This is a genomic window from Lawsonibacter asaccharolyticus (assembly GCF_022453915.1).
GTDB classification, from domain to species: domain Bacteria; phylum Bacillota; class Clostridia; order Oscillospirales; family Oscillospiraceae; genus Lawsonibacter; species Lawsonibacter asaccharolyticus.
Map to the genome: position 1 here is coordinate 1,814,579 of NZ_CP091870.1, position 26,948 is coordinate 1,841,526.

The 26,948-nt window shown below is 62.6% G+C and carries 19 protein-coding genes, 1 tRNA gene and 1 pseudogene; 14 read left to right on the forward strand and 7 right to left on the reverse strand.

The genetic code is table 11. The features are described from left to right. Positions 1 to 317: 317 nt before the first annotated feature. On the reverse strand, positions 318 to 1,241 hold the full coding sequence (locus tag L9O85_RS08670) for a LysR family transcriptional regulator (RefSeq protein WP_108981129.1): 924 nt from the start codon (positions 1,239 to 1,241) through the stop codon (positions 318 to 320). 138 nt (positions 1,242 to 1,379) lie between these two features. Here L9O85_RS08670 and ilvD point away from each other — a divergent pair. The 3 genes and pseudogenes from ilvD to L9O85_RS08685 all read left to right on the forward strand — a co-directional run bounded on the left by ilvD (position 1,380) and on the right by L9O85_RS08685 (position 4,599). Next, a pseudogene (gene ilvD, locus L9O85_RS08675) lies at positions 1,380 to 3,063 on the forward strand (dihydroxy-acid dehydratase). Between the two features lie 472 nt (positions 3,064 to 3,535). After that, entirely contained in the window at positions 3,536 to 4,012 is a 477-nt protein-coding gene (locus tag L9O85_RS08680; protein ID WP_050624070.1) for an RNA polymerase sigma factor, read from the forward strand. Beyond that, entirely contained in the window at positions 4,009 to 4,599 is a 591-nt protein-coding gene (locus L9O85_RS08685) for a hypothetical protein (RefSeq protein ID WP_108981127.1), read from the forward strand. Before L9O85_RS08680 ends, L9O85_RS08685 begins: the two co-directional genes overlap by 4 nt. 78 nt (positions 4,600 to 4,677) lie before the next feature. Here L9O85_RS08685 and L9O85_RS08690 read toward each other — a convergent pair whose 3' ends face one another. Beyond that, positions 4,678 to 5,268: a DNA-3-methyladenine glycosylase I gene (locus L9O85_RS08690; protein WP_108981126.1), complete on the reverse strand. Its 591-nt coding sequence runs from the start codon at positions 5,266 to 5,268 to the stop codon at positions 4,678 to 4,680. 11 nt (positions 5,269 to 5,279) lie between these two features. Then, the gene (locus tag L9O85_RS08695) at positions 5,280 to 5,819 is read right to left on the reverse strand and encodes a methylated-DNA--[protein]-cysteine S-methyltransferase (protein ID WP_050624067.1); all 540 of its coding nucleotides are present in this window, start codon (positions 5,817 to 5,819) and stop codon (positions 5,280 to 5,282) included. Between the two features lie 580 nt (positions 5,820 to 6,399). Between L9O85_RS08695 and L9O85_RS08700 the strand changes: the two genes are divergently transcribed. The 3 genes from L9O85_RS08700 (at position 6,400) to pdaA (ending at position 9,172) form a co-directional block, all read left to right on the forward strand. Next, positions 6,400 to 6,834: a MarR family winged helix-turn-helix transcriptional regulator gene (locus tag L9O85_RS08700; protein WP_108981124.1), complete on the forward strand. Its 435-nt coding sequence runs from the start codon at positions 6,400 to 6,402 to the stop codon at positions 6,832 to 6,834. Beyond that, positions 6,827 to 8,191, forward strand: a complete 1,365-nt coding sequence (locus tag L9O85_RS08705; protein WP_050624064.1) for an MATE family efflux transporter — start codon at positions 6,827 to 6,829, stop codon at positions 8,189 to 8,191. Before L9O85_RS08700 ends, L9O85_RS08705 begins: the two co-directional genes overlap by 8 nt. Before the next feature lie 156 nt (positions 8,192 to 8,347). Next, on the forward strand, positions 8,348 to 9,172 hold the full coding sequence (gene pdaA / locus L9O85_RS08710; RefSeq protein WP_108981122.1) for a delta-lactam-biosynthetic de-N-acetylase: 825 nt from the start codon (positions 8,348 to 8,350) through the stop codon (positions 9,170 to 9,172). Positions 9,173 to 9,336: 164 nt separating this feature from the next. On the opposite strand, the gene L9O85_RS08715 is transcribed toward pdaA, so the two are convergent. Beyond that, positions 9,337 to 10,764 (reverse strand): sodium:solute symporter family protein, encoded by a 1,428-nt coding sequence (locus tag L9O85_RS08715; protein WP_050624062.1) that lies wholly within the window; start codon positions 10,762 to 10,764, stop codon positions 9,337 to 9,339. 248 nt (positions 10,765 to 11,012) lie between these two features. On the opposite strand from L9O85_RS08715, the gene cysK reads away from it, so the two are divergent. The 3 genes from cysK (at position 11,013) to L9O85_RS08730 (ending at position 14,259) form a co-directional block, all read left to right on the forward strand. Beyond that, positions 11,013 to 11,945 (forward strand): cysteine synthase A, encoded by a 933-nt coding sequence (gene cysK, locus L9O85_RS08720; protein ID WP_301578408.1) that lies wholly within the window; start codon positions 11,013 to 11,015, stop codon positions 11,943 to 11,945. Positions 11,946 to 12,089: 144 nt separating this feature from the next. After that, a complete protein-coding gene (locus tag L9O85_RS08725; protein WP_108981120.1) occupies positions 12,090 to 12,761 on the forward strand; it encodes a response regulator transcription factor in 672 nt (223 codons plus the stop codon). Then, positions 12,739 to 14,259: a sensor histidine kinase gene (locus tag L9O85_RS08730; protein ID WP_276756824.1), complete on the forward strand. Its 1,521-nt coding sequence runs from the start codon at positions 12,739 to 12,741 to the stop codon at positions 14,257 to 14,259. Before L9O85_RS08725 ends, L9O85_RS08730 begins: the two co-directional genes overlap by 23 nt. Before the next feature lie 107 nt (positions 14,260 to 14,366). Here the strand turns inward: L9O85_RS08730 and L9O85_RS08735 are convergent, their stop codons facing one another. Continuing rightward, positions 14,367 to 14,834, reverse strand: a complete 468-nt coding sequence (locus tag L9O85_RS08735) for a hypothetical protein (protein WP_108981118.1) — start codon at positions 14,832 to 14,834, stop codon at positions 14,367 to 14,369. A 201-nt stretch (positions 14,835 to 15,035) separates the two neighbouring features. On the opposite strand from L9O85_RS08735, the gene L9O85_RS08740 reads away from it, so the two are divergent. The 5 genes from L9O85_RS08740 to L9O85_RS08760 all read left to right on the forward strand — a co-directional run bounded on the left by L9O85_RS08740 (position 15,036) and on the right by L9O85_RS08760 (position 20,381). After that, a complete protein-coding gene (locus tag L9O85_RS08740) occupies positions 15,036 to 16,280 on the forward strand; it encodes a S41 family peptidase (protein ID WP_276756822.1) in 1,245 nt (414 codons plus the stop codon). 147 nt (positions 16,281 to 16,427) lie between these two features. Beyond that, complete coding sequence (locus tag L9O85_RS08745; RefSeq protein ID WP_276756820.1) at positions 16,428 to 17,288, forward strand: ATP-binding cassette domain-containing protein; 861 nt, start codon at positions 16,428 to 16,430, stop codon at positions 17,286 to 17,288. Beyond that, a complete protein-coding gene (locus L9O85_RS08750) occupies positions 17,285 to 19,489 on the forward strand; it encodes a hypothetical protein (RefSeq protein WP_276756818.1) in 2,205 nt (734 codons plus the stop codon). Before L9O85_RS08745 ends, L9O85_RS08750 begins: the two co-directional genes overlap by 4 nt. Beyond that, positions 19,467 to 20,183 carry a hypothetical protein gene (locus tag L9O85_RS08755; protein ID WP_301578409.1) on the forward strand — a complete coding sequence of 239 codons (717 nt, stop codon included), beginning with the start codon at positions 19,467 to 19,469 and terminating at the stop codon, positions 20,181 to 20,183. Before L9O85_RS08750 ends, L9O85_RS08755 begins: the two co-directional genes overlap by 23 nt. A gap of 115 nt (positions 20,184 to 20,298) precedes the next feature. Further along, positions 20,299 to 20,381, forward strand: a tRNA-Leu gene (locus L9O85_RS08760). A gap of 512 nt (positions 20,382 to 20,893) precedes the next feature. Here the strand turns inward: L9O85_RS08760 and L9O85_RS08765 are convergent. Further along, complete coding sequence (locus L9O85_RS08765; protein WP_050624054.1) at positions 20,894 to 22,375, reverse strand: glutamate synthase subunit beta; 1,482 nt, start codon at positions 22,373 to 22,375, stop codon at positions 20,894 to 20,896. A 15-nt stretch (positions 22,376 to 22,390) separates the two neighbouring features. Beyond that, the gene (gltB, locus tag L9O85_RS08770; protein WP_301578410.1) at positions 22,391 to 26,920 is read right to left on the reverse strand and encodes a glutamate synthase large subunit; all 4,530 of its coding nucleotides are present in this window, start codon (positions 26,918 to 26,920) and stop codon (positions 22,391 to 22,393) included. Between the last annotated feature and the right edge of the window lie 28 nt (positions 26,921 to 26,948).

Here is a 26,948-nt window from a genome sequence, read left to right on the forward strand (position 1 = left end):
AAGTCTCTTTTGTCGGGACTTGCGGTCCTTTTATGCTCCGCCGACTATGAGCGAGTCAAGCGGGTCTTTAGCCCGGAACATCTGGAAGCGGCGTGGGAGGCCGGCAAGCAACTTAGGCGTTCCGTTAATTGGGAAGGGAACGGTAAAAGAGTATACTTACAAGTAAAGTTGTGATATACTTCATATAATTTTTTCTTTTTCTACTTTTCCCCTTACTATTCATACTTCTAACGCCCAAAGCCGCCCCCTCCGCCCTGTTCGGGCGGAGGGGGCGGCTTTGGAGCCCATTGGCCCATGTCCGGCCTGGAATGGGACGCTCAGCACAATAGGGCGCGCCTGGCCTCCTCCTCCAATATCCCGGCAAAGACGTCCAGATAGCGGGGGTGATACATCCGCCGGTTGGTCACCAGCTTCAGTTCGTTACGCACGTCCAGATCCGGGACATACAGCCGCCGAAGAATGGGCTCCGGACCCTCCAAAAGGTGCCGGACGTCCCGCAGGTGCATAGCCGGGCAGAAGCAGGCCCCCAGGCCCTGGGCCGCCAGCCGGAGCTGGAGGTCATAGTCCCCCGCCGTGATTTGAAATGCGGTGGCGAGCCCGTGCTGCCGGAAAAAGTCTGTGATCCGGGCCTGAGTCTTGCTGATGGTCGGGCTGAAGATCAACGGTAAGCGCGATAGCTGCGTCTCGTCAATGGTATCCCCCGCGCCCCCTTGAGGGAAGCAGCGGTCCAGCAGGGCCCCGGCAATCACGAGATAGACTGTCTCCGAGCCCACCGGCGTGAAGCAGAAGTGGGGACGCTCCTCCGGATCTACACCCAGGAACAGGTGCAGCGTCCCCTGCCCCAGCTTGTCTTCCAGAACGGCCGTGTCCCCGTGGACCACCTCCAGGCGCACGTGGGGGAACTCCCGGCAGAATCTGGCCGCCGCCGGGGGGACCAGGATGCGCGCCCGCGCGATGTGCATCCCCAGGCGGATGGTCCCCTCTGTATCCTCCCTCAGGTCCCGGAGCCGGTCTTCCAGGCTCTCCTCCAGCAGCCGCACCTGCCGGTAGGTGGCCAGCACGGCCTCCCCTGCTGGGGTCAGGGCAAATCTGGGCCGCCGCTCAAACAGGAGCCCGTACTGCTTTTCCAGACGCCGGATATGGTTGCTCATATCCTGCTGGCTCACCATGACCCGCTCCGCAGCCCGGCTGATGCTCTCCTCTTCCGCCACGGCCAGAAAGTATTCCAGACTGATATTCACCGCTCTCCCTCCCTAAATACAACTTTTTTGTTTATAAAATAAATATAAAATGTGTTTGCGGTTTTGTCAATCCGCTGGTACACTGCTAGATGAAAACAGCCGCACAGGAAAGGAGCGCTGAACATGCCAGAGGAGAAGATGCACTTTAAGGATTACCGAAGCGGGATGCTGACCAACGGGATTGAGCGGGCGGCTCACCGGGCGCTGCTGTACAGCACCGGTCTGGACCGGGAGGACCTGGGCAAACCCATGATCGCAGTGGTCAACTCTTTCACCGAGATGGTACCAGGCCACTTTCACCTGCGGGAGCTGGCGGACTTCGTTAAGCAGGGGATCATCGAGGCGGGGGGCATCCCCCGGGAGTTCAGCACCATCGCCATCTGCGACGGCATCTGCCAGGGGCACAAAGGGATGAGCTATCCCCTGCCCAGCCGGGAACTCATCGCCGACTCCGCCGAGTACATGATCGAGGCCCATCAGTTCGACGGCATGGTGATGCTCCCCGGCTGCGACAAGATCGTCCCCGGCATGCTGATGGCCGCCATGAGGCTGAACATCCCTGCCATCGTCGTCCCGGGCGGACCCATGCTCCCTGGAAAGTACAAGGACATGGAGGCGATCACTCTCACCGACATGCGGGAGCTGATCGGCCGCACCCAGACCGGCAGGCTCACCGAGGACGAGCTGATGAAGATCGAGGAGGCCGCCCTGCCCGGCGTTGGCACCTGCGCCATGTTGGGCACAGCCAATACCATGAGCTGTCTGGCCGAGGCCCTGGGCATGAGCCTGCCCGGCTGCGGCCTGGCCCACGCGGTGAGCGCGAAAAAAACGGCGCATCGCCAAGCAGTCGGGCCGTCGGATCGTGGCCATGGTGAAGGAGGACCTGACGCCCCGTAAGATCATGACCCGGGAGGCCCTGCGCAACGCCATCAGAGTAAGCATGGCCATGGGAGCATCCACCAACAGCACCTTACATCTGCCCGCCATCGCCCATGAGGCGGGCATCCACATCACCCTGGATGACTTTGATGAGCTGAGCCGGGAGATCCCCTATCTCTGCAATATCAAGCCCTCCGGGCAGTACCCCCTCAGTGTACTGGAGGAGCAGGGCGGGGTCCCTGCGGTGATGAAGGCCCTGGAGCGTAAGCTGGACCTGGAGCAGATGACGGTCAGTGGAAAGACGGTGGGCGAAAATCTCGCCGGGGTTGAGCTGGTGGAAAACGATGTCATCTTCTCCCTGGACCACCCCAAGAAGCCAGAGGGCGGCCTGGCTATTCTTCACGGCAATCTGGCCCCCAAGGGCGCAGTGGTGAAACAGGCGGGGGTCAAGCCCAGCATGCACTACTTTGAGGGGCAGGCCCGGGTCTTCACCTCCATGGAGGAGGCCAGCTGGGCGGTGTCCAACGACAAGATCCAAAAGGGGGACGTGCTGGTCATCCGGTACGAGGGGCCCAAGGGTGGTCCTGGGATGCGGGAGATGCACATGACATGCTCCCTTATTGTAGGCCGTGGGATGGACGAGGACTGTGCCCTGGTCACCGACGGGCGCTTCTCCGGCTCCACCCGGGGGCCCTGTATCGGCCACGTGTCCCCGGAGGCTGCCGCCGGCGGCCCCATCGCCGCAGTGGAAGAGGGTGACAGAATCATCATCGATATCCCCAACCGCACCCTGACCCTCTGTGTCCCGGAGGAGGAGATCCAGCGCCGCCTGGAGCGGGTCCGGCACATCCACAAGCCGGCTACCCCGGCGCTGGAGCGCTACGCGGCCCTGGTCACCAGTGCCGATCAGGGCGCGGTGCTCCAGCTGCCCCGGGAGCGGTGACGGCTACAGCTGTTTCGGTGTAAGCATCCGTGTTTGAACATATTCTGCCTGATATGATTTGGAGTGTGATATGGTATGAAGCTGCCTGAGCGCATCACCGTTTGCGAGGTAGGGCTACGGGACTGCGCGCTGAGGGGCCCATGGGCCACCCGGGAGACAGCTATGTGCTGCGGGCGGGAAAGAACAAGGACATCCTGCTGGACATTCCCACCGGGCAGGGGGGCAATCCCACCCTGAGATAACGAGACGGCGGCCCTCTCCCCTGCGCAGGCCCGCATACAAAAGAATGACCACGAGAGTCGAGACAAGACCTCCCTGCTGGAGCTGCTGTTCCGCAGGGAGGTCTTCTGCTGCTTCCGTCCCGCTTTGCCCGCAGCTTCGGCAGCCGGGACAAAAAATTTTGTTCCAAAGTGAAAGGAATCGGCTTCCTTCTGCACATATAGGGTGTAAGGCCTTTCAAGGAGAGACATATATGTTTTCAAACGAAGCATTTGCCCGAACCGCGGAGCGGTACATGGACACCATCTATCGCGTGGCCTATGGCTGGCTGAAAAATCCGGATGACGCAAATGATGTGACGCAGGATGTACTGATCGAGCTGTACAAGACAGAAAAGGCGTTTGAATCGGACGCCCACCTCAAAAACTGGCTCATCCGCGCCACCGTCAATCGCTGTAAGATGCTCTTCCGCTCACCGTGGCGCAGGCTGGAGAACATCGATGACTACACCGAGACGCTGGGATTTGAGCATGAGCGGGACCAGGAGCTGTTCAAAAGCGTCATGTCCCTGGACAAGAAATACCGTGTACCGCTGCTGCTCTTTTACTATGAGGGGTACTCCACAGCGGAAGTGGCATCCATGCTCCGTATCCCGGAAAAAACGGTCAGCACCAGGCTGTTCCGGGCAAGGGCAAAACTCAAAACGATTTTGGAGGAGGAATCACCATGACAGAGCAGGAACGGTTTCAGAGGGCATTTGCCCCACTGCATGCCCCCTCCGACACACTGACGGAGGTAATGAAAATGACAGAGCAGACGCATAGAAAGAGCGGCCGCAGGACCGCAGTCATCGCCCTCGCGGCCGCACTCCTGCTGGCTACGGGAAGTGCGGCTTATGCGGCCGACCTGGGGAGCATCCAGCGCAGGGTGCAGCTTTGGCTCCACGGCGATCAGACAGACGCAGTCATGACAGTAGAGCCGGGGCACTATACGCTGGAGTACACAGATGAAAACGGCGAGACACAGCAGCGCGGCGGAGGCGGTGTGGCCTTTGAGCCGGACGGCACCGAACGGCCGCTCACCCCGGAGGAGCTGATGGAGCATCTCAACGCGCCGGAGGTCTCCTATGAGGATGACGGCTCGGTGTGGATCTACTATTACGGAGAGAAGCTGGACATCACCCATCAGTTCGACGATGACGGCGTTTGTTATGTACAGCTCACCAACGGGGAGGAGACTGTCTACCTGACTGTCAAGTATCAAAACGGCTATGCGATGAGTTCGCAGAAATACCTCTCTCCCCATGAGTTCAACTGACATGAGCAGCATTGAGCAGCCCCGCATGGCGTGCCATGCGGGGCTGCCTTCTTTCCGCCCTCCTGCCCCGGAGGGCCTCTATTCTATCCCCAAAGGCTGCTCCTTTGCCCTCTGCCGGCCGCAGCAGAAGTCGCACTCCGGCTCGTGGTCGTCGATGATCCCCGCCGCCTGGAGGTAGGAGTAGATGATAACGGAGCCCACGAATCTCATCCCCCTTCCCTTCAGGTCCCGGGAAACTGCGTCGGACAGGGGCGACGATGCCCGGAGGAGCCCGTCCCGGTGGACCACCTGCTCCCCCCGGGTGAAGTGCCAGAGATAGTTGGAAAAGCTGCCGAACTCCTCCTGGATCGTTAAAAAGATCCTGGCGTTGTTCACCGCCGCAGCGATCTTCCGCCGGTTGCGGACGATGGAGGGGTCGGCAGCCAGGGCGTCCATCTTCTCCTGGGTGTAGGCGGCCACTTTGCGGCAGTCGAAACCGTCAAAGGCTGTCCGAAAGCTCTCCCGCTTGTTCAGGATACACTCCCAAGACAGCCCCGCCTGAAAGGATTCCAGCACCAGCAGCTCAAAGAGATAGCCGTCATCATAGTGGGGCCTCCCCCACTCCTCGTCGTGGTAGCGGATATAGCGGGGGTTTTTCAAGTTGACCCACCTGCATCGCCTTCTCTCCATGGGCCCCTCCCTTACGGCGCGGTGCTGTTGTCGGGGACGAAGAAGCGGTCCGTCTCCACCCCCTCGTGGTCCAAAAGCCAGAGCTTCTTGTCGATTCCCCCGGCGTATCCGGTAAGGCTGCCGTCCGCCCCCACCACCCGGTGGCAGGGGATGAGGATAGAGATGGGGTTGTGGCCCACCGCGCCCCCGACCGCCTGGGCTGACATGCTGGCCCGGCCCAGTCGGGCAGCCACGGTCCGGGCCAGTGCGCCATAGGTGGTCACGCTCCCATAGGGGATGCGGCACAGCTCCTCCCAGACTGTCCTCCGAAATTCCCCGCCGCCGGGGTCCAGCTTCAGCTCACCGGAATCCGGCCGCTCCCCCGCAAAGTAGCGGGACAGCCAATCCCCGGCCTGGAGCAGCACGGGGTGGCCCTCCATGGGCTCCGCCGGCTCCTTCAGGGAACCCAGAAAGTATTTCTGTCCCTCCAGCCAGAGGCCGGCCAGTGCGTCCCCCCTGGCCGCCAGGAGCAGAGCCCCCAGAGGGGACTGATAGTGGGTGGTATAGACCATCGCTGCACCGCCTTTCCAAGTCTTCCAGAGCGATCCCAGGGAGTTTCCCATGATCCGCCCGTTTTTTACAGGTCATCCTATTATACCACAGGATCACAAAAATGACGGCCATTTTCTGCCCTAGGCAGGATTTTTCTCTGTCTGTCCCTGGCAGGCGTCGCCTACGCCCGAAGCATTATCTTCTCCGCCGAGGCGGAGAGCGAGGCTATGGCCCAGCTGCCCAGTAAGGAAATTGCCGCGCTCGCGCGGGTCACTGCGCCGGTTGCCCCGCATATGAAGCAGGGATTTGAGGACATCCCGGTGAGAGAGAAATGGCCATCAACACCGCCAATATCATAGGAGCGCTTTACAGAGGGCTGCGTCCTGCCCCGCCCCCTGTTCCCCAGCAGGTTCATCTGCTGTGAGCCGCTCCCGGACAAGGTGGACTGTGTGGTGTTCTGCTCCAAGAACCGCCGGCCCATCCTCCCCTGTCTCCCCCCGGCAGTGCTAAATTTGTCAGCTTTGTGTATAGATTTTGTTAAGAAATTATTGTAAAATACAACTGTTGATAGATACAACAATAAAAAGGGAGGCAGGGACCATGCAGGACCGGAGCGAGATTTTCCGCCGCATCAAGCAGCAGTATTTTCGAGAGCAGCTGGCGCCTCTGGGATTCCAGCCCATGGACGGCATGATACTCTACCTTCTGTGGGGCGGAAACTGCCTGCGTCAGGAGGACATCGCGGCCCAGACCGCCCTGGATAAGGGGGCAGTAGCCCGGAGTGTGGCCCGTCTGGAGGAGCGTGGCTTAGTGGAGCGCTGGGTGAGTGACCAGTGCCGGCGTGAGAAGCAGGTCTCCCTTACCCCGGCTGGGGAGGAGCGCGCTGGGGCCGTCCAGAAGATCCTGGAGAGCTGGAACGACATCTGCTGCCGGGGGTTCTCCTCCGAGGAACGGACACTGTATAACAGCTTTTTGTCCCGGATCATCGAAAATGTCATGCAATACAAAAGAGGAGAGGAAGGGGACGATGGTTAAAAATCTGACAGAGGGCAAGCCTCTCAACCTGCTGTTTTTCTTTGCCCTGCCTATGGTGGCGGGCAATCTGTTCCAGCAGCTGTACAACATGGTGGACACCGCTGTAGTGGGCAAGTTCGTGGGGGAGGACGCGGTGGCAGCGGTAGGCTCCTCCTTCCCCATCGTGTTTTTGTCGGTGGCGGTGGCCTCCGGGCTGTCTATGGGCTGTAACGTGGTGGTCTCCCAGCTGTTCGGGGCCAGGCGCATCCACGAGATGAAGACCACCATCTCCACCGCTATCATCTCCCTGAGCGTGCTGGGCCTCATCATCATGGCCCTGGGGACGGTGTTCGCCGGCCCTCTGCTCCAGCTGCTGGGCACCGACCCGGACATTATGGATGACTCCCGGCTGTACCTGCGGATCTACTTTGGAGGAGCGGTGTTCCTGTTTTTGTACAACACCCTCAACGGCATCTACAACGCCCAGGGGGACAGCAAAACGCCGCTGATCTTTCTCATGATCTCCAGCCTGACCAACATCGTGCTGGACCTACTCTTCGTCATCCAGTTCAACATGGGGGTGGCGGGGGTGGCCTGGGCCACCCTGATCGCTCAGGGAATGTGTGCCATCGCCTCCCTGGTGGTGATGTTCCAGCGGATGAAGAAGCTGCCCTGTGAGCCGGAGCGGGCCAACATGAAGATCCCCCTGTTCCACATGACGGCGGTAAAGCGCATCGCCCAGATCGGCCTGCCCTCCATGCTCCAGCAGTCCCTGGTCTCCCTGTCCATGATGATGATGCAGGGACTGGTCAACTCCTTCGGCAAGGTGCTGGTCGCCGGCTACACCGCCGCCACCAAGATCGACACCCTGGCCATGCTGCCCAACATGAACTTCTCCAACGCCATGTCCAGCTATACCGCCCAGAACATCGGCGCTGGCAAGTACGACCGGGTGAAGGAGGGCCTGAAGGCCTGCCTGTTCATGGTTGTGGTCTTCTCCCTGGTCATCACGGTCATCATCTTCCTGTTCGGCAGCCAGCTGCTCTCCCTGTTCCTGGACCCGGGAGACACCTCCGGCGCCATGGGCTACGGGCTGGCCTACATGCGCACCGTCTCCGTCTTTTACATCCTCATGGGCGTTCTCTTTGTTCCCAACGGGATGCTCCGGGGGGCCGGAGACATGGGGGCGTTCACCCTCAGCTCTATGGCGAACCTGTTCTCCCGAGTGGCCATCGCCTACGCGCTGGTCTATCTGACCCCCTTCGGCGCCAACGCCATCTGGTGGTCCATTCCCGCCGGCTGGGCCGTGGGCGCGGCGGTCTCCCTGCTCCGGGTGAAGAGTGGAAAGTGGATGCGGACCGCAGTGGCCGACCGGTAAGCACAGATCTGTCAAAAAAGCGGCTTGGCTCCAGGCGGAACGGCGGCCAGAAGGCCGCCGTTCCGCCTTCTTTTCCAGCATAAGCGGTACATATTTTGCCTCTCTCCTGCACATCCTAGCGCTGACCTGACCGAAAACACGCAGGAGGGAACATCTATGGACCACACACGCCGAACCGCGCTGCTGTCCGCAGCTGCGCTCTGCCTGGTACTGGGAGGGCTGTTCTGGCTGGCTGTGCGGGAGGACACTCCCGTCCCCGCTGCCGCCCCGGCGGCAGTGGCCGCCTCCACCGACAACTGGGGCCTGTCCTTCCAGACTGAGGGGGAGCCCCCTGTGGGCAACGCCACCGCCCAGTCCCTGGCCCAATACGACGCCTATTATGTGGGGGACACGACCCAGAAGGTCCTCTACCTCACCTTTGACTGCGGATATGAGAACGGCTACACCGCCCAGATCCTGGACGTGCTGAAGGACCATCAGGCCCCGGCCGCCTTCTTTGTAGTGGGACACATGATCCAGTCCTCCCCCGACCTGATCCGCCGTATGGTTCAGGAGGGGCACATCGTGGGTAACCACACCTTCCACCATCCGGACATGTCCGCCATCTCGGACCAGAGCAAATTTCAGCAGGAGCTGGAGGAGCTGGAACAGCTGTACCAGGAGACCACCGGCCAGACCCTCCCCCGGTTCTACCGCCCTCCGCAGGGAAAATACAGCGAGGAGAATCTGCGCCAGGCCCAGGCCCTGGGCTACCGCACCGTGTTCTGGAGCCTGGCCTATGTGGACTGGTACGTGGATGACCAGCCCACGGCGGAGGAGGCCTTCTCCAAACTCATCCCCCGCATCCACAATGGGGCCATCGTGCTGCTCCACTCCACCTCCCGGACCAACGCCGAGATCCTGGACGAGCTGCTCACCCGCTGGGAGGACATGGGCTACACCTTCGCCTCCCTGGAGGACCTGCCTGACCAGACGGCATAAAACGTCCATGCCGCTTTTCCACAGAGCGCCGGCCCCGCCCCCAATAAGGGGCGGGGCCGGCGCTCTGTGGAAAAATCTTTGCAGAGTTCGCGTCCGCAGGCGGACAACCCCTGCCCGTGGCAGACTGCCTCTTTTCGACCGTCTCGCTTCCCCGTCTCGGACGCTTATTTCACTTCCACCATCACAGTGGGGCGCTTCCGGTATGTGGCCAGGCTGACTCCCACCAGCAGGACGCCGCAGGCGATGGCGCCGGGGACGGTGGCACCCAGACCCATGGGCTCGCCCACCAGCTTCCAGACCACGGTGACCACGAAGCCCCCCAGCATCCCGGCCATGATGCCGGCGCTGGTGGCTCTCTTCCAGTACAGAGCCGCCAGGGCGGGCAGTCCGGCCGCCGCTGCGTAGAAGGCCCAGGCGAACATGAGCACGTCGTAGGCACTCTTGATGTACAGGGCGATGACCAGTGCCCCCAGGGCCAGCACCACCGAGGCGATGCGGGAGAAAAGGATCTCTTGTTTCTCCTTCATGGCGGGGTGGAAGGTCTTGCCTAGGTCGCTGACCACCGTCTGAACAGAGACCAGCAGATAGCTGTCCGCCGTGCTCATCATCACGGAGAGGATGCCGGACAGAGCCAGCCCCGTCAGGCCGGGGGGCAGGATTTTGATGGCCAAGGCAGGTATCACGGCATCGGCGGTGCCGAACTCCTCCACCACGTTGGGCAGGATCTGCTGGGCCGCCAGCCCCATCAGGAACAGCAAGGCGATGGTCACGCCATAGACGGCGGTGCCCCAGAACATGCCCCGCTTGGCCGACTTTTTATCCTTGGCCGCGAAGGCCCGCTGCCACATCTCCGCCCCCGCCATGGTGAACACCAGATAGGTGACGATGTCCCCCAGTATCTTGCCGTCAATGGCAGGGGTGATGTAGCTCTTGTCCAGGCTGGCCCAGAAGCTCCCGAAGCCCCCCAGATAGTCCAGACTGGAAAATGGGATCATCAGGTAGACAAAGATAATGAGCATGAAAAACTGCACCACATCGGTGTACACCACGCCGAACAGTCCGGAGGCGGCGGTATAGATGATGAAGATGGCGGTGGCGATAAAAGCCCCCATCTCGTAGCTGATGCCCACCTGTCCCCCCAGCAGCTTAATAATGGTAGCGGTGGCGGTGACCTGGGCGGCCACCGTGCCCACCATGGCGAAAGCCACCATAGCAGCCAGGACGCATTTAGCCGGCTTTCCGAAGCGGTACTCGAACAGGCTGGGGATGGACTCGATGTGGTACTTCTCCCCCACCTGCTGAATACGCCCGGCGTAGCCGGAGAAGATAAACATGCCCAGCATATAGGGCAGGGCGGTGGCAATGGCCATGAAGCCCGTGGTGTAGGCGATGCCCGCCCGCCCCATCATGGCGCTGCCTCCGATAATGGTGGCACACACGGTGGCGGCCAGGACCACCGGCCCCAGTGTGCGTCCCGCTACATAATAGTCATCCGTGTTCTTGATGCGCTTTACGAACCACACACCCACCAGCAGCATGAAGAGCAGATACAGTCCAATAATGACCAGATCCAGAGTGGTGACTTCTACCATAACAGGCCTCCTTTGTCTCTCCTCCGACCCGGGCCGCTCCGGCCCAGCCGGCTCCTTCCCTTCCTTTTTCAGGTATCTTTGTCAAAATTATAACACAGATCCGGTGCCACGACAACAAAAATCACAAATCCCGTGTGTTGGGCGTGCCCTTGAAGTCTCAGGCCCCGCTTTTTCTTGACACCTGCCGGGGAAAAGCCTATAATCCCCCTAAACTACCTGACAGTTAGAAAGAACGGAGGATAAGCGCTATGGGAAAGATCTATACCTCAGTAGAGCAGCTGATCGGGGGGACGCCCCTGCTGGAGCTGACGCATCTTGAGCGGGAGCTGGGCCTGAGCACCCGCATCCTGGGGAAGCTGGAGAGCTTCAACCCCGGCGGGTCCGCCAAGGACCGCATCGCCAAATCCATGCTGGACGACGGGGAGGCCCGGGGCATTCTGAAATCCGGCTCTGTCATCATCGAGCCCACCTCGGGCAACACAGGCATCGGTCTGGCACTGGTGGCCGCCGCCCGGGGCTATCGGGCCATCATCGTCATGCCGGACACCATGAGCCAGGAGCGGCGTCAGCTCCTGCTGGCCTATGGGGCCGAGGTGGTGCTGACCGAGGGCCGGCTGGGCATGGCGGGGGCCATCGCCAGGGCGGAGGAGCTGGCCCGGGAGATCCCTGGCAGCTTCATCCCCGGCCAATTTGAAAACCCAGCCAATCCCGCCGCCCACCGCACCTCCACCGGCCCGGAGATCTGGGCGGACACCGACGGGACGGTGGACATCTTCGTGGCCGGGGTAGGCTCTGGCGGCACCATCACCGGAGTGGGCGAGTACCTGAGATCCCGCAGGCCGGACGTACAGATCGTGGCAGTGGAACCCGCCTCCTCCCCCGTGCTCAGCGGTGGAACGCCGGGGCCCCACGCCATCCAGGGCATCGGGGCCGGCTTCGTCCCTCAGGCGCTGGACACCGGGATCTATGACGAGATCATCCAGGTGGAGGACCAGGACGCCCTGGCCATGGGCGGCCGGCTGGGCCGGCTGGAAGGGGTGCTGGTTGGCATCTCCTCCGGCGCAGCGGTCTGGGCCGCAGTGCAGCTGGCCCGGCGGCCGGAGAACCGGGGCAAGACCATCGTGGCCCTGCTCCCCGACACCGGAGAGCACTATCTTTCCACCCCCATGTACGGGGACTGACCCTGTCCTGCCCCCGGCCGCCGGAGCCCTCTGCTCCGGCAGCCGGGGCTCTTTTTCCGCCTCTTCCCCTCCCGCTCTGGTTTTTTTGTCCCTCTCCATATAAAATTCATATTTTCCTGTTATCCTGTCATTGGGGTGAACAAAATGAACCGAATCCTGATCGTGGAAGACGAGCCGGACATCCAGGAGCTGCTCTCCGCCTATCTCCAGCAGGCCGGCTACCAGACCAGCCTGGCCGGAGACGGGGTGGAGGCCCTGGAGCTGTTCCGCTCCGCCTCCTTTGACCTGGTCCTGTTGGACATCATGCTGCCCAAAATAGACGGCTTCGGCGTGTGCGAGCTGATCCGCCAGGAATCCCAGGTCCCCATCCTCATGCTCACCGCCCTGGACGGGGAGGCGGAGCAGCTTCGGGGCTTTGACCTGGAGATCGACGACTATGTGACCAAGCCCTTCTCCATGCCGGTGCTGCTGAAAAAGATCGCCGCCATCCTCCGCCGTGCCGGGGGTATCAGCACCGCGCCCTCCCTTCTCCGCTACGGGGATCTGACCCTGGACCCGGAGGCCATGGAGGTGCGGCTGGCCGGCCGGTCTCTGGAGCTCACCGCCCGGGAGTTCGAGCTGCTCCACACCTTTCTCTCCAGCCCTGGCCGGGTCTTTACCCGGGAGGTGCTGCTGGCCAAGCTGTGGGGCTACGATTTCTTCGGGGACGAGCGGGTGGTGGACAGCCACATCAAGAATCTCCGTCACAAGCTGGGCATCGACTGCATCGAGACAGTGAGGGGGGTGGGCTATCGTGCTGCGAAGGAAGCTCCATGAGAGCCTCACTGTCCGCATCTTCCTCATTACCCTCCTCATCCTGCTTGGGGCGGGGGCCATCACCTTCGCCCTGATTGCCTGGGCCACCCCCATCACCTACACAGCGGCGGCCAGCGACGATCTGCGGGCCCAGACTGACCTGCTGGTGGAACGCCTGTCTGTCACCGCCCTGGAGGACTGCGGCCCCATCCTGGACGAGTTCATCCGCGCCTCCAAATCCTCCGTCATGCTGGTGGACGCCAATGGGCACATCGTTCAGGACACCAACTCCCAGCTCTCCATCCAGTCGGTCTATGAGGACGAGAGCACGATAGTGACTGTCACCTCCGACTCCATGTTCACCGCATCGGAGATCCAGTCCCTGTGGAACGGGGACCCGCCCGCAGCCATCATCCAGGAGGATGGCCGGGAATACGCCCTCTCCATAGCCAGCGACACCCAGGTTACCGAGGTCACCTTTGCCGGCGGGCAGACCTGCGAGCTCTATGTCTCCCCCGGAGTACGCTCGGAAAACCTGGCAGTGGCGGCCCTGGCCCGGATGGCCCCCTGGGTGCTGCTGGTGCTGCTGGCCTTCTCTGCCCTGTGCGCAGTGGTCTATTCCCGCTATATCACCCGCCCCATCGTCCGCCTCAGCGGCATTGCGGGGAAAATGGCAGAGCTGGACTTTGGCTGGATCTGCGGGGAGACCCGCCGGGATGAGATCGGCGCCCTGGGCCGCAGTCTGGATCGTATGTCCCAGCGCCTCTCCGCCGCCCTGACCGACCTGAGAGCGGCCAACGACGCCCTGCTGGGAGAGATGGAGCGGGAACGGGAGCTGGAGCGGCAGCGCAGCGCCTTTTTCGCCGCTGCCTCCCACGAGCTGAAGACCCCCGTCACCATCCTGAAGGGGCAGCTCACCGGGATGCTGGACGAGGTGGGCGTCTATCGGGACCGGGACCGGTATCTGGCCCGCTCCCTTCAGGTCACGTCCCGGATGGAGGCCCTGGTGGGGGAGATCCTCACCATCTCCCGGATGGAATCGGGGACGGGTCTGCGGAAGGAAGAGGTGGACCTCTCCCGGCTTGTGGAGGAACAGCTGGAGCAGGACAGGGAGCTGCTGGATCAGCGGGAGATGGACCTCTCCCTGTCCCTGGCCCCCGGCCTCGTCCTCCGGGGCGATCCCAGCCTGCTGGGACGGGCGGTGGACAATCTGCTGTCCAACGCGGCCCTGTACTCCCCCGCCGGGGCCCGCATCCGGGTGCGCACCCTGCGCCTGGACGGGCGGCCCACCCTGGTGGTGGAGAACACCGGTGTCCAGATTGGGGCGGAGGCCCTCCCCCGCCTGTTTGAGCCCTTCTACCGGGAGGAGCAGTCCCGGAACCGACGCACCGGTGGCAGCGGTCTGGGGCTCTACCTGGTGAAGATGATCCTGGATCGGCACGGGGCCCGGTGCGAGATCGAGAATATCACCGACGGCGTGCGGGTCCGTGTGATTTTTCCGCCGGAAACGGCCAGTTGATCCCCTCCGCTCTGGCGCACCTGCCATATAAACAGCATCCCGCCCGGCTGATAGCCGGGCGGGATGCTGTTTATACGCCGGAGCTTTGGCCCCCGACCTGTGCCATCCTATTTCTTCCTCACAAAGCACTTGCAGATCAGCCAGTTGCACAAGCAGAACATGCCTACGGCTGCCATCATCGGAGATATCTCTCCAATCCCCAGCGTTTCCAGCAGTGGAACCAACACCAGGACAGGCGTGTATGCCAGCAGGAGCAGAGCGATCATCCCGCCCTCCGGCACCAGCCTCAGCAGGGCCGCTGCCGCCAGTGCCCCGCAGGCGGAGAGCCAGTACCTGCCCACGAATTTGGACAGCTCCAGCCGTCCGACGCAGATCATGAATCCGTCGGCGGACAACACGACGCACAGATAAGCCGCACTCAGGACATAGGACCATAGTGGGAAGCTGTGTCCATAACCCTTGTCTATCCCGTAAAACAAGTTGGCAATGCTGAGACACAGCTGGAGGGGGATCAACAGCATCAAAAGCACGCACAGCCCCTGGTCCAGCTTCCAAAGCCTCTTCTCCCCCACCATGTCCGCCTCCCTGCACCATTTTTCTTTTAGTATAACATGCCCCGGCAGAAAATCAATGCCCGCCTGTTTGTACTCCCTATTGGGTAAAACATTCAAATGCTGTAAGAGTTCTGTAAGGTTTGTGTCAGAAAGTCGTAAGGCCCCCTTCACACTCCTTTCATAAAGGCACGATATCCTGTTTTCCAGAAAGGAAGTGTTTGTATGAAATTGAGGAAACAGATGGCGGCGGCAGTACTAGCTGCCGCCGCCCTGTCTCTGAGTCTGCCGCTCAGTCAGGCCCAGGACACCCCTTCTCCAGATCACATGCTGGGTCTGACCGCAGAGCAGCGGATGGAGGACTACAAGTATCTCTGGTCTGTTCTGGCCGACAGCTATCCCTGCTGGGGGATTTTAGATCGGGAAGGGGTGGATGTGGAAGGGATCTACACCAGCTACCGGGACATGGTGGCCGAAAGCGACAGCGATCAGACCTTTTATCAAGCGGTTTACAGCACCCTGTTCCTGCTGGGGAACAACGGGCATCTGTCCATTGTGGAGCCCGCTGACTACTTCAGTCTCCTCCCATCCGCCAGGCTCTACCGGCGGAGCGGGCAGACGGCCTGGGCCGACATTCTCGAGCGGAAAGAGACCCGCGAAAAGTACCGCTCCCTCCTGGCCCTGGACCGCGCCATTAACTCCTCAAGTGAGGAAGAGGAGCCGGCCCTGGAGACGCCGGCCCCCGCTGCTGGCGGCGTGATCCCCCTCCTGTTGCCGGAGAGTGGGGTGGGCTATGTGAAAATCGACAGTTTTCCCGCCGAGTACGAGGCGGACCGTGCCATCCTGTCTGACTTCTACCGGCAGTGTGGGGACTGCACCGACCTGATCTTTGATCTGACGGACAACAGCGGCGGGAGCGAGGCTTACTGGGAGGAGCTGTTGGTCGCCCCCCACATTGATGAGCCCCTGTCCAGCGAGCACCTGGCCCTGGTCCGCCACAGCCGCAACAACGCCCCTTATTTGGATCAGGTCTTTCCCGCCGAGTGTCTCCTCCCCCTGAACCAGCTCCCCAGTCTGCCTCATCTTGAGCCGGGGGACCTGGATCTAGCCACCCACTTTGTCCGAGTCTGCCACAGGGTGGAGCCGGCTGATCAGCCCAGCCCCTTCCGGGGCCGCATCTGGGTCCTGGCAGACGAGTCCGTCTACTCCGCCTCCGAATCCTTCGCCCTCTTCTGCCAACAGACCGGTTTTGCCACGCTGGTGGGCAGTGCCACCAGCGGAGATGGCATCGGGACAGACCCGGTCTTTCTCCAGCTGCCCAACAGCGGGATCTTGGTCCAGTACACCCCTGTATTCGGCCTCAATCCCGACGGGAGCAGCAACGAGGAGCTGGGCACCCTCCCAGACCTCCCCTCTCCCCCAGGCGAGCCTCCTCTTATCACCGCTCTCCGGGCCATCTCTCAGGCCTAAGCCATCTGTCCCCGTCCGCCTCCCGGGCGGGGACATGATTGCCCTGGCCTCTCCGCCATCTTCATACAAAACACATCTTTTCTTCAATCGCTCTCCACATTGCACCGGTATCCTGACATGGAACCCAAGACGAAAGGATGTTGACCCATGCAAATCCAAATCCAAGATCTCTCTATGACCTATCCCAGCGGGAAGCAGGCCCTCCAGCGACTGGACCTGGACCTGACCAGCCCCAGCCTGGTGGGGCTTCTGGGCCCCAACGGGGCGGGCAAGTCCACCCTGATGAAGCTGCTGGTGGCCGCCCTCCTGCCCACCCAGGGCTCCATCCTGGTGGACGGGCGCCCGCTGGACCGATCCCAGCGGGCGCTCAAAGCCCGTCTGGGCTATCTCCCCCAGTCCTTCGGCCTGTATGACGAGCTCACCGTCTATCAGTTCCTGGACTACATGGCTGCCCTGAAGGGGCTGAGGAACAGCCGCTCCGCCATCGACCAGGTCATCCGGGCCGTCAATCTGGAGGAGAAGCGCCGGGCCAGAATCCGCACTCTCTCCGGAGGCCAGCGCCAGCGGGTGGGAATCGCCCAGGCTCTGCTGGGAGACCCGGAGTTCCTCATCTTTGACGAGCCCACCGTGGGCCTGGACCCGGAGGAGCGCATCCACTTCCGCAACCTCTTTTCCCAGACAGCCCAGGACCGGCTGGTGCTGCTGTCCACCCATATCATTGAGGATGTGCAGTCGGTCTGCGGCCAGCTGGTCGTTATGGACCAGGGCAGGGTCCTGTTCACCGGCACTCCGGAAGCCCTGATCCAGTCCGCCGCTGGACACGTGGGGGTGTTCTGGGAACGGGAGGCGGCCCAGGAGGCGGGGCTGCACATTACGGCCCGGGTGAACACCAGCCAGGGCATCCGCTACCGGGCGGTGGCCGATGTCCTCCCCCGCTTCGCTCAGCCCGCAGAACCTACCCTGGAGGACGCCTACCTCTACCTCATCTCCCGGGAGGCGGTCCAATGAAAGCTCTGCATCTGTTTTGTCTGGAGCTGGGACGTCTATTCCAAAGCCGCCTGACCTGGCTGGTCATTTTACTGACTGTGCTCTCCCCACTGGCTGGGCTGGTGCTGTACAAGCCCACCGCCGCCGACACCATGCTGTCCATGTATCTGGCTGATCCCGCCCTGGCCGGGGGCGTGGTGGGGGGCATCCTGTTCGGCCTGCTGACAGTGTACGAGCTGGACCGCACGGAGCGCAGCCGGGTGGGCATGCTGATGGACGCTGCGGTCTCCCCCCTGACCATGGCCCTGGTACGCCTGCCCGCCCTGGCCGCTGCCGCTGTCCTGGGTCTGGGCCTCACCATGCTGGTTTGGCTCCCCATCAGCCGGGAGCTCATCGGCTCCGTCTTTGGCGGCACGGACTACCTGCTCTCCTATCTGCTGTTCATGGGGCTGGCCCTGTGGCTGGCCATTCTGGCGGCGGCCGCCGCCTATCAGTTCACCCGGCGCTCTGACCTGTCCCTGGTCCTCTTTGCCGCCTTCGCCGCCTTGAGTCTGACGGTGTGGGCCGGGAAGTGGCAGCTGTGCTGGCTCACCCCCTGCGTATGGGCCCTGTCCGATGACTTCTCCAACTTCCGACTCTACCGGTCGGTGGCCTATATGCGCCTGACCTGGCTGGCAGCCCTGGCGGGGGTTTGGACCCTCTCCTGGCTGTGTATCCGGCAGTATGGGAAGGGGCTTCTGGGCTCCCTGGCCCGGAGCGCCCGGCGGGTCTGTCGGCCGTTGATCGCCCTGCTGCTCCTGGCCTGTTCCGGTGCGGCCTATGCAGCTCAGCCCTTCTTTGACAACAGCAATCCGGACCTCACCGCCTCCCGGCTCTTCGAACTGGAGTATGCCGAGGGAGTCACCTGTTCCAGGCGCACCGCCCAGGTATTCCCAGACACCGCCGCTGGCACGGTGGAGGGCCGAGCCGCCTATCAGTTCCAGAACACCTCCGGCCAGGGGTGGACGGTCTGCTTCGGTGTGGACCCGGGGTACGACATCACTTCTGCCCGTGCCAATGGGGCGGAGATCTCCCCCGTCCGCATCGGCTACGAGGAGTCCAACATGGCTCTGTGGGAGATCGCCCTCCCGGCGGACGGCGCGGTGGAGCTGGTGCTGGAGTACGGCGGCTTCCCCAGGGACTGGAACATTGCGGAGACCACCCAGGGCTCCCCCGAGATCAGCGGAGCCTATCTGTGCCTGGAGAATCAGAACCTGATGCCCTATCTGCTCAATGTTCTGCCAGAGGGGCAGGGCTATCCCACCACCGTGGAGCTCACCGTGCCCGGCTCCATGACCGTCATCCCCTTCGGTACCAGCGAGGCAGAGGTGGTGGAGACCCACGGCAACGGCACCGCCACCTGGCGCTATGAGGATGACAGCGCTGGCGGCATCGTCTACGCCGGGGACTACATCCGACAGGATATCCAGGCCGGCGGCGCCACCATCCAGCTCTACTATGGCCGGAAGCATCAGGCGGTGATGGAGCAGGCCGGGGCGGCGGATGCGGTGCGGGCCGTGGTGGACTACTGCACAGAGCACTACGGTCCCCTGTCCTTCAGCGCTGGCGGCTCTCTGAAGCTGATCCAGAGCCGGGTGGCCGGCGGGGGCTACGCCGCCGGGGGCGCCAGCCTGCTGGACGAGATGGACTTCACTGCCGCCAATCTCCGCGACGGCGGCAAGGGGGCCGTCCCCGGCGAGGTGATGATCCACGAGCTGGTCCACCAGTGGTGGGGCCTGGGCAACATGTTTGACTCCGAGGACCCCGCAGATCCCTGGTCCGCCGAGGGGCTGACGGTGTACACCACCTACCGCATCGTCAAGGAGCTCTACGGGGCGGATCACGCACAGGAATACTACGTGGACCAGTGGAAGCGGGAGGTGGAGGACTACTACCTGGATTTCTACGTCCGAAACCCAGAGTACCTGGCCATGCTGCCCGAGGAGGAGCAGCTGGCCATCACCAACAGCCTGACCGGCATGCGGCAGTACTGTGAGATGCCCCTGAAAATTTTGAGGGCAGAGAAGCTGGTAGGGGGTGAGGCGGCCATGGATGAGATCCTGCGCGGCCTGTTCAACCGTGAGCTCGATTGGAGCTATCCCTATCTCACCTATCAAGAATTTTTAGACGCCTGCGGGCTGACAGAGGAGGAGCTGGACCTTGGTCAAGATATTTCGATATGAGTGTAAGCGCTTGCTGTGGAACAAGTTCTTTTTCGGCATTCTGGCCGTGACCCTGTTCTACGGCTGGCAGGTACTCACCGGCGCCTCCATTCTGGGGGTGTCCCACACTGCCCCCTTCTCCCCCTGGACCTTCGGGGATTACCTCAGCCGCCTGCTCCCCCTGCTGTGGATCGGTGTGCTGTTCTTTCTCACCTTTTTCACTTCAGGGGCGGAGCGGCGGGCCGCAGTCCTCACCGCCGCCACCCCTGTGCGGCCCTGGCAATACGCTCTGGCCCGGCTGGGGGCGGCACTGACCGGCACCGTCCTCCAGTCCCTCGCCGTCCTGTTGCTGTCCGCTGTCTTTTATGCCCGCATGTTTCGGTGGTACAGCTGGGGCAATCTGTTCCTTCCCGCCGCCATATCCTTGATACCAGCTCTGGTCTTTGCCCTGGGCAGCGGCTGGCTGCTGGGCCGCCTGCGCCCCTGGCTCGTCTACCTGTGGATGCCCCTGCCCTTCCTGCTCCAGCTCCTCCCCCTTCCCGAGCTGCTCTCCCTGTGGAACGGCCGGTTCTTCTCCCAGTACCCCCTGTCCCTGGGGACACTGGACCCGGCCTTTTCCCTGCCCGGGGGCATGTGCCTGGTCCAATCCGGGCTCCTGGCTGCGGGCGTGGTCCTGCTGACCGCCGCCCTGCACCGCCATTCCCCTGGAGAGTGAGCCATCTTCCCCATTCCAAAATCTTCTGCCTGGGGGCGCCCTTTTCCGGGGCGTCCCCTTCTCCGCAATGCCCATTGACTTTTTTCCTACAATCCTTTATGATAGACGTAGTCGCGCGGGTATGGCGGAATTGGCAGACGCGCTGGATTTAGGTTCCAGTGGGCAACCGTGTGGGTTCGACTCCCACTACCCGTACCAGCTCGTCGCAAGCGACATATCACTTGCGACGAGCTTTTTCATTTCATTGTAAAGCTTATCGTTCGCTCATTCTGCCGCTCCTCTCTTCCAAACCGGACCCGCTCCGCTGGGCTCCGGCTTGGGGCCGCCCTGCGGGCGGCTGTTTTTGCCCTCGTAAAAATATCGGTTTTGACCGTCCTTTCCACGTGGTGGCAAAGTTCGCTTTGTGACCACGTCTTTTTATGCCTGAGGCAAAAAAGACGTCATCCGCGCGCCCCCTTGCTCTTCCTTTTCAAATCGAATCCGCTCCGCCGGGCTTCGATTTGGATTTTGATACAGACCGACAGCCACTGCATCTTTTTCTGATCTGCTGTTGAAAACGAAAGACACGCTGAAAAGCGTGTCTTTCGTTTTTATCCCGCCGTCTCTGGGCGGCTCATCCTTCTGGGATCCAGATGCTCAGGCCGGCAGAGCCGTACCTGCGCCAGGGTCCTCGCCCTGGCACCCAGCTGACCGCGCCTGCGGTCAGGCTTTTAATTGCTGTACCCCATCAGAAAGGTGTCCACCTCGTGGGCGGCGGCGCGCCCTTCCTGGATGGCCCAGACCACCAGGGACTGGCCCCTGCGCATGTCTCCGGCGGCGAACACCTTGGGCACATTGGTGGCGTATCCGCCGGGGGCGGTGCTGACACAGGAGCGGGGGGTGCGCTCCAATCCAAAGGTCTCGGCGACATAGGCCTGGGGGCCCAGGAAGCCGGCGGCGATGAGCAGTAGCTGGCAGGGCAGTTCTTCCTCCGAGCCTGCTACCTCGTGCATCACAGTGCGCCCTGTCTTCTTGTCCGTCCCCGCCTCCAGCCGGACCACCTTCACCGCCCGGAGGTTCCCCTCGCTGTCGGTCAGCAGTTCCTTCACCGTGGTCTGATAGATCCGGGGGTCCCGCCCGAAGACGGCGACGGCCTCCTCCTGGCCGTAGTCGGTCTTACACACCCGGGGCCACTCCGGCCAGCGATTATCGTCGGCCCGCTGGTCGGGCAGCCTGGGCATCATCTCCAGCTGCACCACCGAACGGCAGCCATGACGCAGTGCCGTTCCCACACAGTCGTTGCCCGTGTCGCCGCCGCCTACCACCACCACGTCCTTGCCTGCGGCGCTGAGATAAGTGCCGTCCTTCAGCTTGGAGTTGAGCAGGCTGCGGGTGGTGGCGGCCAGATAGTCCACCGCGAAATGGACCCCGCCGGCCTCCCGGCCGGGCACCGCCAGATCTCGGGGCTCCTTGGCCCCGGTACACAGGATCACCGCATCAAACTCGTCCAGCAGCTCCTGGGCACTCTTGTCCCGGCCCACATCCACGCCGGTGACGAAACACACGCCCTCCTCCCGCATCAGCTCCACCCGGCGCATGACATACTTCTTCTCCAGCTTCATGTTGGGGATGCCGTACATCAACAGTCCGCCCACCCGGTCGTCCCGCTCAAAGACGGTGACGCTGTGGCCCCGGCGGTTGAGCTGGTCCGCCGCCGACAGTCCGGCGGGGCCGGAGCCCACCACCGCCACCCGCTTGCCGCTGCGCACTCTGGGCGGCCGAGGCTGGACCAAGCCCCGCTCGAATGCTGCCTCGATGATGCCCAGCTCGTTCTCCCGGACGGTGACCGGGTCGCCGTGGAGGCCGCAGGTGCAGGCGGCCTCGCACAGGGCGGGACACACCCGCCCTGTAAACTCAGGAAAATTGTTGGTCTTCAGCAGCCGCTCCAGCGCCTGGGGCAGGTTCCCCGTGTAGAGCAGGTCGTTCCACTCCGGCACCAAGTTGTGCAGGGGGCAGCCGGAAGTCATCCCGCCCAGGGTGGCGCCGGACTGGCAGAAGGGCACACCGCACTCCATGCACCGGGCCCCCTGCTGGCGGCGGTCCGCCTCGGACAGGCGGGGGTGGAACTCCTTCCAATGCTCTATGCGGTCCAGTGGCTGCTCCGCCGGATCAGTCTGCCGGTCATATTCCAGAAATCCAGTGATCTTTCCCATAACACTTTCTCCCCCTTATTCCTTGGTGCTGGCACTGAATGCCTCCACCTCAGCCTGTTCGTGGCTCAGGCCCTGGGCCTCAAATTCCGCGATGGTGCGCAGCATTCTGTCGTAGTCCCGAGGCAGAATCTTCTTGAAACAGGCTGCCTTCTCCTCCAGGTGGTCCAAGATCTCCCGGGCCTTAGGGGAGCCGGTGGCCTCCACATGCTCGGTGAGCATGGTCCGGATCTCTTGGATGTCCTGCCGCTCCGTCACCGGGTCCACTGTGACCAGCGCCTTGTTCAGCCGCAGGTACAGGTCCCGGTCCTCATCCCACACATAGGCGATGCCGCCGGACATGCCCGCCGCGAAGTTCTTGCCGGTAGGTCCCAGCACCACCACCCGGCCGCCGGTCATGTATTCACAGCCGTGGTCACCCACGCCCTCCACCACCGCGCAGGCGCCGGAGTTGCGCACGGCGAATCGCTCCCCTGCCATGCCGTTGATGAATGCCTTGCCGCTGGTAGCCCCGTAGAGGGCCACATTGCCGATGATGATGTTCTCTTCCGGTTTGAAGGGGGACCCTTTGGGGGGATAGACGATGATCTTTCCGCCGGAGAGGCCCTTGCCCATATAGTCGTTGCAGTCCCCTTCCAGCTCCAGGGTGAGCCCTTTGGGAATGAAGGCACCGAAGGACTGCCCACCGCCGCCGGTACACTTGACAGTGAAGGTGTCGTCGGGCAGGCTGCTGCCGTGGAGCCTGGTGATATCGGAACCGAAAATGGTCCCCAGGGTCCGGTCGGTACTGGTGACGGGGACGTTCACCGTCCGCTTCTCCCCCTTCTCCAGAGCCCCCTTCATCTTCTTCAGTAGGACCCTCATGTCCACCGTCTTCTCCAGCTGGAAGTCATAGGCGTCCGCGGGGTCGAAATGGCGCTTGACCTGCGCCCCTTCAAACGGGTTATCCAGAATGGCGGACAGGTCCACCGTGGCGGCCCGCTCGTTGACGGCGTGCTCCCGCACCTTCAGCAAGTCGGTGCGGCCCACCAGCTCGTCCACGGTACGCACCCCCAGGCAGGCCATGTGCTCCCGCAGCTCCTGGGCCACGAAGCGCATGAAGTTCATCACATACTCCGGTTTTCCGGTGAAGCGCCGCCGCAGCTCCGGGTCCTGGGTGGCGATCCCTGCCGGGCAGGTGCCCAGGTTGCATACCCGCATCATGCAGCAGCCCATGGTGACCAGGGGGACGGTGGCAAAGCCGAACTCCTCCGCCCCCAGCATGCAGGCGATGGCCACGTCCCGGCCGCTCATCAGCTTGCCGTCGGTCTCTACGATGACCCGGGAGCGCAGGCCGTTCATGATCAGGGTCTGGTGGGTCTCGGCCACCCCCAGCTCCCAAGGCACACCGGCAGAATGGATGGAACTGCGGGGGGCGGCACCGGTGCCCCCGTCATAGCCGCAGATCAGTACTACCTGGGCCCCGGCCTTGGCCACGCCGGAGGCGATGGTGCCAACTCCCGGCTCGGCGCACAGCTTCACAGAGATGCGGGCTTGCCGGTTGGCATTCTTCAGGTCGTAGATCAGCTGGGCCAGATCCTCGATGGAGTAGATGTCGTGGTGGGGCGGCGGGGATATCAAGGTGACGCCCGGTGTGGAATGGCGGGTCCTGGCCACCTCCGGCGTGATCTTCTTCCCCGGCAGGTGGCCGCCCTCGCCGGGCTTGGCCCCCTGAGCCATCTTGATCTGGAGATCTTGGGCGGACACCAGATACTCGCTGGTCACGCCGAAGCGGCCGGAGGCCACCTGCTTGATGGCGGAATTTTTCAGGGTGCCGAAGCGGGCAGGGTCTTCGCCGCCCTCCCCGCAGTTGGATTTGCCCCCCAGGGTGTTCATGGCCACCGCCATGCACTCGTGGGCCTCAGCGGAGATGGAGCCGAAGGACATAGCCCCGGTCTTGAACCTCTTAACGATGGAGTCCACGCTCTCCACCTCGTCCAAGGGAATCGGGGTGTCCAGATACTGCATCTCCATCAGGCCGCGGAGGGTGTGGGGCTTGGAGGCGTCGTCCACCAGGGCCGTGTACTCCTTGAAGAGTTTGTAGTCCCCCCTGCGGGTGGCCTCCTGGAGGAGATGGATGACCTGGGGGCTGTACATGTGGTCCTCCTGGCCAGCGCGGGCCTTGTGCTCGCCCCGGCTGTCCAGGGTAGGGTCGCCGCCCAGGCCCAGGGGGTCGAAGGCCCGGCTGTGGTGGTCATCCACCAGTTGAGCGATCTCCTTCAGACCCACGCCCCCCACCCGGCTGAGGGTACCAGTGAAATACTCGTCCACCACCACCCGGTCAATGCCCACTGCCTCGAAGATCTGGGCAGACTGGTAGGACTGGATGGTGGAGATACCCATCTTGGAGGCGATCTTCACGATGCCGCTGAGGATGGCCTGGTTATAGTCCTTCACCGCGGTGTGGTAATCCTTGTCCAGCAGACCTTGGTCAATGAGGGAGCCGATGGCCGCATGGGCCAGATAGGGGTTCACCGCCCGGGCACCGTAGCCCAGCAGCGTGGCGAAGTGGTTCACGTCCCGGGGTTCCGCTGACTCCAGTACGATGGACACGGCGGTGCACTTCTTGGTGCGGATCAGGTATCGCTCCACGGCTGAGACAGCCAGCAGGGACGGGATGGCCACATGGTTCTCGTCCACCCCCCGGTCGGAGAGGATGACGATGTTGGCCCCGTTGCGGTAGGCCCGGTCCACCGCAACGAACAGGTGGTCCAGCGCCCGCTTCAGGGGGGTGTTCTTGTAGTATAGGATGGAGACGGTCTCCACCTGGAAGCCGGGCTGCTTCATGTCCCGGATCTTCATCAGGTCTACCGAGGTGAGGATAGGGTTGCCCACCTGAAGGGCGTGAGCGTTGTCCGCCCGCTCCTCCAGCAGGTTGCCGTCGTTGCCCAGATAGACGGTGGTGTCGGTGACCACCTCCTCCCGGATGGCGTCGATGGGGGGATTGGTCACCTGGGCAAAGAGCTGCTTGAAGTAGTTGAACAGGGGCTGTTCGTGGTCGGAGAGGACCGCCAGTGGGATGTCCACCCCCATGGCGGCGGTGGGCTCCGCCCCGGTGCGTGCCATAGGGAGGATGGTGTTTTTCACATCCTCATAGGTATAACCGAAGGCCTTCTCCAGCCGGGTCAGCTCCTCCTGGGAGTAGCCGGGCACCTTTTTGTTGGGGACCGGCAGGTCCTTCAGCCGGATGAGGCCCCGGTCCAGCCACTCGCCGTAGGGCTGGCGGGCGGCGTAGGTCTCCTTCAGCTCCGCGTCATCAATGATACGCCCCTGGACTGTATCCACCAGCAGCATCTTCCCCGGCTCCAGCCGGGATTTCTTCACGATCTTCCTGGGGTCCAGGTCCAGGGCACCCACCTCGGAGGAGAGGATCAGCTTACCGTCGTCAGTGATATAGTACCGGGAGGGGCGCAGCCCGTTCCGGTCCAGCACCGCTCCCATGGCGTCGCCGTCGGAGAACAGGATGGAGGCCGGACCATCCCAGGGCTCCATCATGATGGCGTAATACTGGTACAGGTCCCGCTTGGCCCGGCTGATACTGCCGTCCTTGGTCCAGGGCTCCGGGATGGTGACCATCACCGCGAGGGGCAGGTCCATGCCGCTCATGACCAGGAACTCCAGGGTGTTGTCCAGCATGGCCGAGTCGGACCCGGCCCCGTTGACCACAGGGTAGATCTTGTCCAGGGCGTCGTCGATCACCGGGTTGGACATGGTCTCCTCCCGGGCCAGCATCCGGTCTGCGTTGCCCCGGATGGTGTTGATCTCGCCGTTGTGGAGGATCAGGCGGTTAGGGTGGGCCCGCTCCCAGGAGGGATTGGTGTTGGTGGAGAAGCGGGAGTGAACGCATGCGATGGCGCTGTGGTAGTCCCGATTCTGCAGGTCCAGGTAGAACTTCCGCAGTTCCCCCACCAGGAACATCCCCTTGTATACCACTGTCCGGCTGGACAGGGAGGGGACATAGGTGTTGTCGTTGGACTGCTCAAAGACTCGGCGGGCCACATACAGCCTACGGTCGAACTCCAGTCCCCGGGCCGCATCCCCCGGCCGCTTCACGAAGGCCTGCTGGATGTTGGGCATCTTGGACAGTGCCTTCTGGCCCAGCACCTCTGGGCAGACAGGCACCTTCCGCCAGCCCAGAAATTCCATGCCTTCCTTGGCCACAATGACCTCGAACATCTTCTTAGCCTGATTGCGCCTGAGAGTGTCCTGGGGAAAGAAAAACATACCTACGCCATAGTCTCGCGCCTCCCCCAGCTGGATGCCGCACTCCGTGGCCGCCTTCTGAAAAAACTGGTGGGAGATCTGGAGGAGGATGCCCACGCCGTCACCGGTCTTTCCCTCAGCGTCCTTTCCCGCTCGATGCTCCAGCTTCTCCACGATTTTCAGCGCACTGTCCACCGTCTCATAGCTCTGGCGGCCCTTGATGTCCACCACGGCTCCGATGCCGCAGGCATCGTGCTCAAACGCCGGGTCATACAAGCCGCGCTGCTGATAGCCTTCTCTGTTCATCTCGATTTCCCCTTTCCAGGTCAGCTTA

Excerpts from the sequence above, each read along its gene's own strand:
- L9O85_RS08685 (WP_108981127.1), top strand. The coding sequence starts at position 4,009 with ATGACAGAGCAGGAACGGTTTCAGAGGGCATTTGCCCCACTGCATGCC.
- L9O85_RS08740 (WP_276756822.1), top strand. The coding sequence starts at position 15,036 with ATGAAATTGAGGAAACAGATGGCGGCGGCAGTACTAGCTGCCGCCGCC.
- L9O85_RS08680 (WP_050624070.1), top strand. The coding sequence starts at position 3,536 with ATGTTTTCAAACGAAGCATTTGCCCGAACCGCGGAGCGGTACATGGAC.
- L9O85_RS08725 (WP_108981120.1), top strand. The coding sequence starts at position 12,090 with ATGAACCGAATCCTGATCGTGGAAGACGAGCCGGACATCCAGGAGCTG.
- L9O85_RS08700 (WP_108981124.1), top strand. The coding sequence starts at position 6,400 with ATGCAGGACCGGAGCGAGATTTTCCGCCGCATCAAGCAGCAGTATTTT.
- L9O85_RS08705 (WP_050624064.1), top strand. The coding sequence starts at position 6,827 with ATGGTTAAAAATCTGACAGAGGGCAAGCCTCTCAACCTGCTGTTTTTC.
- L9O85_RS08690 (WP_108981126.1), bottom strand. The coding sequence starts at position 5,268 with ATGGAGAGAAGGCGATGCAGGTGGGTCAACTTGAAAAACCCCCGCTAT.
- L9O85_RS08745 (WP_276756820.1), top strand. The coding sequence starts at position 16,428 with ATGCAAATCCAAATCCAAGATCTCTCTATGACCTATCCCAGCGGGAAG.
- cysK (WP_301578408.1), top strand. The coding sequence starts at position 11,013 with ATGGGAAAGATCTATACCTCAGTAGAGCAGCTGATCGGGGGGACGCCC.
- L9O85_RS08695 (WP_050624067.1), bottom strand. The coding sequence starts at position 5,819 with ATGGTCTATACCACCCACTATCAGTCCCCTCTGGGGGCTCTGCTCCTG.
- L9O85_RS08750 (WP_276756818.1), top strand. The coding sequence starts at position 17,285 with ATGAAAGCTCTGCATCTGTTTTGTCTGGAGCTGGGACGTCTATTCCAA.
- gltB (WP_301578410.1), bottom strand. The coding sequence starts at position 26,920 with ATGAACAGAGAAGGCTATCAGCAGCGCGGCTTGTATGACCCGGCGTTT.
- L9O85_RS08735 (WP_108981118.1), bottom strand. The coding sequence starts at position 14,834 with ATGGTGGGGGAGAAGAGGCTTTGGAAGCTGGACCAGGGGCTGTGCGTG.
- pdaA (WP_108981122.1), top strand. The coding sequence starts at position 8,348 with ATGGACCACACACGCCGAACCGCGCTGCTGTCCGCAGCTGCGCTCTGC.
- L9O85_RS08765 (WP_050624054.1), bottom strand. The coding sequence starts at position 22,375 with ATGGGAAAGATCACTGGATTTCTGGAATATGACCGGCAGACTGATCCG.
- L9O85_RS08715 (WP_050624062.1), bottom strand. The coding sequence starts at position 10,764 with ATGGTAGAAGTCACCACTCTGGATCTGGTCATTATTGGACTGTATCTG.